Source organism: Olavius algarvensis spirochete endosymbiont (genome assembly GCA_900608495.1).
Classification (GTDB): domain Bacteria; phylum Spirochaetota; class Spirochaetia; order DSM-2461; family DSM-2461; genus UBA2779.
Genome location: UWYT01000238.1, coordinates 1 through 8,913 on the forward strand (window position 1 = coordinate 1; position 8,913 = coordinate 8,913).

Annotated in this window: 7 protein-coding genes and 1 tRNA gene; 6 read left to right on the forward strand and 2 right to left on the reverse strand. The window is 49.0% G+C overall.

The features are described from left to right. Positions 1–244 precede the first annotated feature (244 nt). The 4 genes from S1OALGB6SA_RS06795 to S1OALGB6SA_RS06810 all read left to right on the forward strand — a co-directional run bounded on the left by S1OALGB6SA_RS06795 (position 245) and on the right by S1OALGB6SA_RS06810 (position 4,275). Positions 245–1,597, forward strand: a complete 1,353-nt coding sequence (locus tag S1OALGB6SA_RS06795; protein WP_037563346.1) for a hexokinase family protein — start codon at positions 245–247, stop codon at positions 1,595–1,597. 17 nt (positions 1,598–1,614) lie between these two features. Continuing rightward, positions 1,615–3,447 carry a ribonuclease catalytic domain-containing protein gene (locus S1OALGB6SA_RS06800; RefSeq protein WP_124032962.1) on the forward strand — a complete coding sequence of 611 codons (1,833 nt, stop codon included), beginning with the start codon at positions 1,615–1,617 and terminating at the stop codon, positions 3,445–3,447. Then, positions 3,444–3,797: a hypothetical protein gene (locus S1OALGB6SA_RS06805; protein WP_037563342.1), complete on the forward strand. Its 354-nt coding sequence runs from the start codon at positions 3,444–3,446 to the stop codon at positions 3,795–3,797. The genes S1OALGB6SA_RS06800 and S1OALGB6SA_RS06805 overlap by 4 nt, the downstream gene beginning before the upstream one ends. A 136-nt stretch (positions 3,798–3,933) precedes the next feature. Further along, positions 3,934–4,275, forward strand: coding sequence for a hypothetical protein (locus S1OALGB6SA_RS06810; protein WP_124032963.1), 342 nt, complete (start codon positions 3,934–3,936; stop codon positions 4,273–4,275). A gap of 81 nt (positions 4,276–4,356) precedes the next feature. Here S1OALGB6SA_RS06810 and S1OALGB6SA_RS06815 read toward each other — a convergent pair. After that, positions 4,357–4,429: transfer RNA gene (locus tag S1OALGB6SA_RS06815), tRNA-Phe, on the reverse strand. Positions 4,430–4,556: 127 nt separating this feature from the next. Continuing rightward, entirely contained in the window at positions 4,557–6,644 is a 2,088-nt protein-coding gene (locus S1OALGB6SA_RS06820; protein WP_077067608.1) for a DUF4954 family protein, read from the reverse strand. Positions 6,645–7,154: 510 nt separating this feature from the next. Here S1OALGB6SA_RS06820 and S1OALGB6SA_RS06825 point away from each other — a divergent pair. Beyond that, entirely contained in the window at positions 7,155–8,147 is a 993-nt protein-coding gene (locus tag S1OALGB6SA_RS06825) for a Gfo/Idh/MocA family protein (RefSeq protein WP_124032964.1), read from the forward strand. 277 nt (positions 8,148–8,424) lie between these two features. Continuing rightward, on the forward strand, positions 8,425–8,913 hold a 489-nt coding region (locus S1OALGB6SA_RS06830; protein WP_148084048.1), incomplete at its 3' end, for an NCS2 family permease.

Here is an 8,913-nt window from a genome sequence, read left to right on the forward strand (position 1 = left end):
GAGAAATGCCTGAAGAACTCCGCGCGCTATGTTCTCAATGCCCACCGATACCTGGACTTGGAGATTGGAAGACCCTAAGTTGTAAATGGCGTCTCGTTCGATGCTTTTTTGCTTGATGTGCGCTCCGTGTTCACAGTCGCTTCTTAAGAAATTTAATCTCGCCCCTAATATGGATTGCTCATTAGGTTCAGGATGTGAAATGTGCTTGCCTAGAAGCTGGGTGTGAGGCATATTGTGAGATTAAATGGATACTGATAAGAAATCAGTTGATCAGTTTCTTACGGATGTAAAGATGAATCCGGCTAACATCGATTTGAATTCGATAGTTGAGCACATTGTGGATGAGATGACCAAGGGACTAAACGGAAAGCCATCATCCCTGGCGATGATTCCAACTTACCTGGAGATTGATACTGATGTGACTGTTGGCGAAAAGGTGGTGGTTTTAGATGCCGGCGGCACCAATCTTCGAACGGCAACTGTCCACTTTGATAAGAGCGGCAAGGTGCAGATAAACAATTTTCTCAAGCAGCCTATGCCGGGAACCGGGGGAATTCAAGTTGGCAGCGAGGAGTTCTTTGATTCACTGGCAAATCTTATCTGGCCTTTGCTGAAGGAAGATGTGAGGAAAATAGGTTTCTGTTTTTCTTATCCGATGGAAGTGTATCCGAATAGGGACGGCCGACTTATTCGATGGAGCAAGGAAGTGCTGGCGCCGGATGTTGAGGGGGAAATGATGGGCGCCTGTCTAAAGGAGGCTCTTCGGGAGAAAGGGCTCGTTGATGCACCCTCCTTAGTAATGCTTAATGATACAGTTTCCACCGTTTTGACGGGAAGTTCTTCGATAACAGAGAGGCGGGATTGGGGTGCCTACGTGGGGTTTATTCTCGGTACCGGCACCAATAGCTGCTATGTGGAATCGAATTCTGCGATCGGGAAAGCAAACGGTCTCAATCCCAATCACAGTCAGGTGATTAATTGTGAGAGTGGGGGCCTTGACTTGGACTGCAGCGGCCGGGCGGATGTTTTACTCTGTGAAGAAACGGAAGAGCCGGAATCTTACCGTTTCGAAAAAATGCTGTCAGGTAGATATTTTGGCCCCTTGGTTCGGAAAACCATATCACTTGCGGCAGAGGCCGAACTGATAAGTTACCCGGTTGCCCTGGAAATTGAAAAATTGAGCAGTTTCAGTACGCGCGATGCTGATGACTATGCCCACAATCCTTCGAATTCGAGAAACCCGCTTGTGGCATTACTGGCCGCCTCAGGAGGGAAGAGGGCCGCCGAAACTCGCGGTGGAACAGAGGCTTGTCGTCTGTGGCACTTGGTTGATGGCCTGCTGGAACGGGCGGCCAAGTTAAGCGCGGCCAATCTGGCCGCCGCCGTGCTCAAAAGCTCCAGCCACAACGGGCCACTTCAGCCAGCATGCATCGTTATCGATGGCACCACCTATTATCGTTATTATCGCTTCGCCCACCGCGTGGAATCCTATTTACGCCCCTACCTCTGCTTCCGCGACAAATACTACGAAATGGTTCAAGTAGACGATGCCCCCTTGGTTGGCGCCGCTGTGGCAGCTCTAACCAACATCCAGTGAAAGTTACGAAGAACAGCTTGGTTCTCTACAAAAAGAGTCCAGCTCTGGTGCTCGAAGCCAGCGAAAAACTGGACATACTCCTTCCGGGAGGCAAAACTAAAAGCGTCCGTGAAAAAGATGTGGCGGGCCTACATCCCGGTCCGGTTCCAGACTTTCCCGAATTGGAGAAGAATACACCTCCCGGAGAGCCTGAAAGCGCATGGGAGCTTCTTCGGGGTGAACACACCAACTTAAAAGAACTTGCAGAACTGATTTATGGGGAATACAGCCCCAGCAGTTCCTGGCTGACATTCAAGCTCCTTAATCACTCACCTTGGTTTAGCGGCAGCCCCGATTCGATTGAGATATCCAGCGAGGAAACAGTTTCCGCCCGGGTTGAATTGGAGAAGCGGAAAGCCGACGATGAACGGCGATGGAAAGAATTTCTTGAGAGATTCAACAGAGGAGATATTCAACCAGACTCCGACGAGATTTATCTTCGTGAGCTGGAAATGTGCGCGCTAGGGCATAAGGGTTCACGCATTCTGAAGGCGCTTAATCGAAAACAGAATCCGGAGAATGCCCATCGCCTGCTAATCTCGAAGAAAATCAAAACTCCATTTTGGAATCCTCATCCTCTTCGTCTCGATATCCCGTTTGAACCTCCCTCATATATCCCAGCGGAATTTGCCAAAGGAGAAGAAAGACTCAATCTGTCCAATATTGAAACCTTTGCAATTGACGATGAAGGCAATACAGACCCAGACGACGCCCTTAGTTGGGATGGCAGGAAGTTTTGGGTTCATGTGGCAGATGTGGCGGGTTTAATACCAATCGATTCCCCGGCTGATAAGTCGGCCAGAGAGCGTGCGAGCAGCCTGTATCTTCCGGAGCGAAAAGTGCCAATGCTCCCGTCAGAGATGGTAGCCAAGCTTGGCCTTGGTTTATGCCCCACTTCACCGGCCCTGTCCTATGCCTTTGACATAGACGCCGAAGGCAACATCAGCGATTTTTCGATTCACCTTAGCACCATACGCGTTACCCGTTTCAGCTACAGAGAAATCGACGAGCGCCTCGACAAAGAGCCATTTGCGACGATGAAAAAGATATGCACCGCTTTTCGTGGCGGACGGGAAGAGGCAGGAACCATCACCATAAACATGCCTGAAGTCAAATTGCATTTAGACGAGGAAGGGACTATCCAAATAACGCCTCTTCGTGATTACGAGAGCAGAAACCTGGTTGCCGAGGCCATGCTGATGGCCGGCTCTTACGCGGCTGTTTGGTGCCACGAACGTGGAATTCCGATACCGTACGCTGTTCAGAATGCCCCTGATGAAGCTCCGGATGGTTCGACTCCCGATTATTCCGAGAACTTCTACCTCACGCAGTTCAACCTGCGTCGAGGAATGAAACGCAGCCGTCTTACGCTGGAACGCGCACCACACGCCGGGCTTGGTTTGAAAAGCTATACGCGGGTAACTAGCCCACTGCGTAGATATCCCGATTTGATTAGTTCTCAGCAAATACGAGCGGCAATACTTGGCAAACAAACACGAGATGCCGAATCGGTGCTGGCGGCCATGGCCGGTGTTGAAACCCGCATAGAAGCTTTGATTCTGGCCGAGCGAAGATCGAATATCTTTTGGAAACTTCAATGGCTTGCACTCAGGCCTGACTATACATGCAAAGCATACCTGGTAGACCGTCGCGAGCGACAGGGCTATGTAATCATTCCAGAGCTTGCTTATGAAACCCGAGTAGCCCTTAGGAATGAAATAAGACTTGGCAGCCGCGTTAGATTAAAACTAAAAGAAGTGAACGTTTTCGAGCTATCCGCGGTATTCACCATCTTGGAGGTATTGGAATGACCTCGGGCGTGGAAAAATTTCGTTCCTTTCTTATACTGGCACTTCTGACGATGCCCTCAATTTCGGCGCTGCCTCAAAACCTTGATTTTGCGGATGGTTTGAAATATAACAATTTCTATGCGGTAAGAATTTACCGCGTTGGGGGTGAACAACTAACTCTCTTCGATGTCGCATCCTACGATGGCGATTCCTCCCTTTGGCCAGAACTTGAAACAGATGCTGACTCAAGTTCGGATAACCTGGCTTCAGATGACCCCACCGCTGCCGAATTACCCCCAATAGCATCCGCAAACACGGCGGTGCTCCCCCCCCGCAAACTCGAAGTACTTCTTCTGGATTCGTCGAATTGACGAACTCGGCGCGATAACATATCCTCATCTCCTTCGGCAAGATTGAAGAGATTGAATTTATTGGTTCCCACGGCGGGCGGATATCGAATCCAATGCAGGAAGCCCAGCTTAGCATCGGTGGGAGTACAAAGGATGTTTGGGTATACCTATTCGGCCAGGAGGCACCTGGTCGTTTCAAGGGATATTTCGGCATCAAAGAGCCGCCAATTCCATCCTTCACCCCTCTGCCCGTATCACTCTTACCAACGGCGAAGTACAAGCGGTATTCATTAAAACTGACGGTTTTTTAGGAGGGATAGACGAGGAATTCGGCACCTACGGAATGTACTGGCTACAAAACGACGAGGTGGAAAGGATTGTTTTCGAACACAGTGGCAGTTTTGCGCGTTGTCCTGAATGCGGCGCCTTGTTCTACGACGATCGTAGCCAGATATGCCCCTTCGATGGAGCCACACTCGTGCCTTCCAAGGAACGATAGCACAGCGGTTTCAATCCCGTCACCCATCTGCACCTTATACTTTTAGCGACCGTTGGTCCACCCGAAGAGCGGCCTCTTAGTTGCCACCGAAGAGAATTGAACTCTTGACACATGGATTTTCAGTCCACTGCTCTACCGACTGAGCTACAGCGGCAAACGTAGAGGATACAATACAGAATCAAACCGAAAGCTGTCAACATCACGATGCGGGTTTGATGTTTTTCGGGACAGTGCTTCTGTTTCTAGTCCTTCTGTGTGCGTGGGAAGTGCCTCCAGCGCTACTATTGAAGATGGAATTTAAGCGTTTGCCGAAGAGCGTCCAGGGTATGAGTGGCTTGCTGGATGAAGGCATCCTTATGATAGAGGCCAAGGACGGCATCGCGCTCATCGGGACTGTCGAAGTTGATGTTGCGGAAGTGTTTCTGGTAGTCTTTCAGGCGGCTTTTCTTGATGCCTTCAAGAATGAATGCTGCAGTTTGAAGGGCCTCGGTGATAAGGGCTGGAGTGATGGCCGAGAGTTTAGGTGTTTCCGGACTGCCGAAGATTTCTTGAAGAAGGGCCAGGGCATGGCTCTGTTTGTCAGCATCATAGTTTTGGCCGAGACTGTGGTAGTGCTGATGAAGGCTGGGCCAATCTGAGAGTTCACCATTTTTAATTAGAGATATCATTTTGGAGAGTTTGGGGCGGGTAATGAGCTGACCGCCTAGATTGACCCAGGAATCAGGGGATGCTGTGGAAGCAGTTGGAACGTGCTGGAGAGTCGAGCCTAGGAGGGTGCGGATTACGTAGAAGCGTATCATTCTGTGGAAATCGTTCCAGGCGCGGCCGGCATGGAGGATGCGGACAGGCCGGCGGCTTGCTTCGATTCTGTAGCTGTCCGTAGCAAACAGAGTGGGACTGGGATTGGAGGCGAGAAAGGCCGCGCCGGATGTGTATGTGCCGTTTTTTACTTCTGGAGTTTCTTCCGCCCAGGCCTCCATAATTTTGAGTCCGGAACGCATTTGGTCCACCGTGTCGGGAGCGAGCCAGTCATACTCCAGTAGTTCTTCGCCACACTTCTCACGGGCCTTAGCCTTGGCGGAATTTCGGGCGAGGGCGTACAAATTGTGGTGAAACCAGTAACCCGGACTGAGTAGAAGTGTCTTTGAGTCGTGACTGTTGGAAACGAGAGTGAAGGGAAGGGGGATGTCGAGTTCCGCGGGGTAGGAACCCTTGGCGATAAGGATGAAAGCCGCAAAACGTGAGTTGTGTTTCAGGCTGACTGCTAAGCCGGGCCAGAAACCTCGATCGGCCACTATTTCACCGTCGGGGGCCCGGGAGTTATGATTGGAGCCCACTGTGGCCGCCGAAGCTATATTTGTCTGTCCTTTCAGTAGGCTTGCACAGAGGAAGGAGCTGTTGTGGTGTTGCTCGTGCGATCCAAATATAAGAGAATTCAGCACTTCGCAGCAGCTGATGGTGGAATTAGGGCCAAGAACGGTGTTGATTAGGCGGGTTCCGTATTTGAGTTCTGAGTTGTTGCAGAGTACGAAGCGCAGAGCTTTCACACCGTAGAATATACGGCAGTTGTAGCCGATTATTCCGTTGAGGAGTTCGCATCCTTCGCCGATTTGGCTAGGCCATGCGGCATTGGAGTTAATAGTCAGGTTTTTGAGTTTGTTGGCACCTTTTATATAGGCATGCGATCCAATCATCACATCCTTCAGGGTTCGTGAGTTTTTAATCACCGATTTCCTGCCAATACGGCCATAATTCCCGGGTTGTGGTTTATAAACTTTGGCAGTCATTTCAATCATCCGTTCCATTAATTTCGAATCACTGCGGTATTTCGACCAAAGCCAGGCATCCGCGGGAACCAGGCCAACGAAGGGGAGAATTTTACGCCCACCATTTTCGTTGGCGACTTCGAGCCAGATTCGGTGGTCCTCACATTCTCCTTCCATTACAATTCCGTTTCCGAATTTGGCATTTTCAGTGGTAATCATTTCGTTTACATTGAAGATTATGCAGCAGTCTTCAACAATGAAATTCGATATGTAGTCGAGGTTGTGCAGGGCAACATTGTCTCCTATGATACAGGACACTATCGTAGAGGAGTATAATCCCACAGGTAGAATAAGGCTGTGATATACAATCACCTCATCTGTAAGTTTGCCTATTCTCACCCTTCCGTAAAACTTGCAGTTGCTAACCAAACTTGGATTGAAACCCTCAGCTACTTCAAGGTTAGACCAGTTGTCGGAGTAATTGTGATTAACTTTGAGCGTAGAAAGCTCCGGTTCCGTAAGGGGGCGCCAATTGCCAGTTAGAGGACCTCCGATGCGTGTTTTACCAAGATGTCGTATGGGTTGTAGGGATATATCGTCCATCCGGTCTCCTTTGAATTGACGTATGAATGTTGCCTGTATTCACTGCAAATCCACTTTCAGCTGTTCCCCTGGTGAGGCCAACCCATGAGTGTGCCTACGCTTCGAGCACGGGACAGGTAAGGAAAGCATTTCATATTTTAACTTGCAGATGCTGTGCAGTAATAGATAGTGCTTACTTGAATCTATGACCACTTCGATGGGATAAATTTCGCCACTGTTATGAAATCTTTCTTTGAATAAGCTAAAGGAGTGCGGATTTTGTTTGCGTAGGAGTTGCCGGTGTAGAACACAATCGGCATGTTCGCAGGTTTGCGGTGTGGGTGCTTTCTATTGGCAATCGAGAAGTTTCCCTTTCCACTCGCCCGGAACATTCCAAGCAGGGATAATTCCAGTTGCCTTCCGTTTTCAAAAAGAACCGGAGTAACAACGAAGGCAAAAAGCATTTATCGGTGCTGGAATACCGCGCAATAATAGTGCTAGACTGCAGATAAACCAATAAGGATTCTTATTATGGAGAAGGTAAAACTTGGTGTGCTTGGGGTTTCAAGCCACTACGGACTCAGGATGTCTATTCCTGTTGCGAAGAGCGAAAGCGTCAAGCCTTGGGCACTTGGTTCAAGGTCTTTTGCGCGGGCGGAAAGAGCCGCGAAGAAATGGGGATTTTCTAAGGCCTATGGAAGCTATCAGGAAGTGTTGGACAATCCCGAGGTGGAGGCCGTTTATATTCCACTTCCAAATGACATGCATGCAGAGTGGATTCGGCGCTGTGCTGATGCGGGAAAGGCTGTACTTTGCGAGAAACCAATTGCACTGAGCAAAAAGGAAGCAATCGAAGCTCTTGAATATGCCGAGGCAAAGGGCGTTCTTGCGATGGAAACATTTATGTATCGCTTTCACCCGCAGTGGATACGGGCCAAGGAATTGATTGACATTGGGGAGATTGGAGAAGTTAGAACAATCCACACAATATTTGGTTTCAATTTGGTAGATCAGCAGGATATTCGAAATCAGATGGATAGAGGAGGCGGAGCGCTTTACGATATCGGATGCTATGCAATTTCCTCTTCGCGCTTGCTGTTGAACAAGGAACCGGAGCGCGTTATTTCCCTTATCAGCAGGGATGAAACTAGCAGGGTAGATATAGTCAGCTCGGCAATCTTAGACTTTGGAGATGTGCGCACTCTCTTTACGGTGAGCATGCGGATGGCTGTTAGACAAAAGGTGTCCGTATATGGGAGTATCGGAAGCTTAACGATGATACTGCCTTTTAATCCCTTTCCGGATGTACCAATTGAGCTTATAATTAGAAATCGTATTGGAACGCGGAAGATTTTTGCAAAACCAGCCGACCAGTATGGTCTGATGCTTGATGCCTTTGCAAAGGCGCTCCGAGAGAGAAGAAGCGCACCCATCCCCTCAACAGATGCAATTGCCAATATGGCCGTAATAGATGCGGTATACCGCTCTGAGAATAGCGGCTCCTGGGAGCAAGTTGGGCAGTAATTTCAAAGTTTGCTGTACGATCGGTGCAGGGGCCGTGCAACCATCGTTTTGAGACAAAAAGCCAGGGACGAAATCGCTTCTTCGCGTGTCAGTTTTCCCCTTGTGTCTTATGAGCAATGTCAAAGCAGCAAATACTCCTTATGAGGTGACTCCCGGTGTTATTACTTCCAAGGAAGTCAAGAAATCAAGGAACAACTTTTACACATAAGGAGTTACAAAATTATAACTGTTATAAAACGTCTAAACGAAAAATTGTACTTGAAAGAGGGAGAGTTTTATGAAGAGTTTTTTTGCGATTAAGGAGAATGGTTCTAACGTTAGAACTGAAATTCTGGCTGGTATCACAACCTTCCTTACTATGGCCTACATTTTAGCCGTTAATCCGGAGATATTATCCGCGACGGGTATGCCCAGGGATTCGGTATTTATGGCCACGGCTATCGCATCAGCCATTGCAACGCTAGTAATGGCCCTTGTCGCCAGACTTCCCTTTGCCCTGGCGCCAGGAGTTCTAAGCGTCTTCTTTGCCTTCACGGTTGTGATGGGCATGGGCAAGAGCTGGCAGTTTGCACTCACGGCTGTATTTCTCGAAGGTATCATCTTTCTATTGCTCACGGCACTCAATGTTCGGGAGGCAATCATCAATTCCATTCCCGCGAATGTCAGAAAATCAATCAGCGTTGGTATTGGACTCTTCATTGCCTTTATTGGTTTTCAGAATGTCGGGCTTATCGTAAATAGCGAAGCCACGCTGGTACAGCTGGGC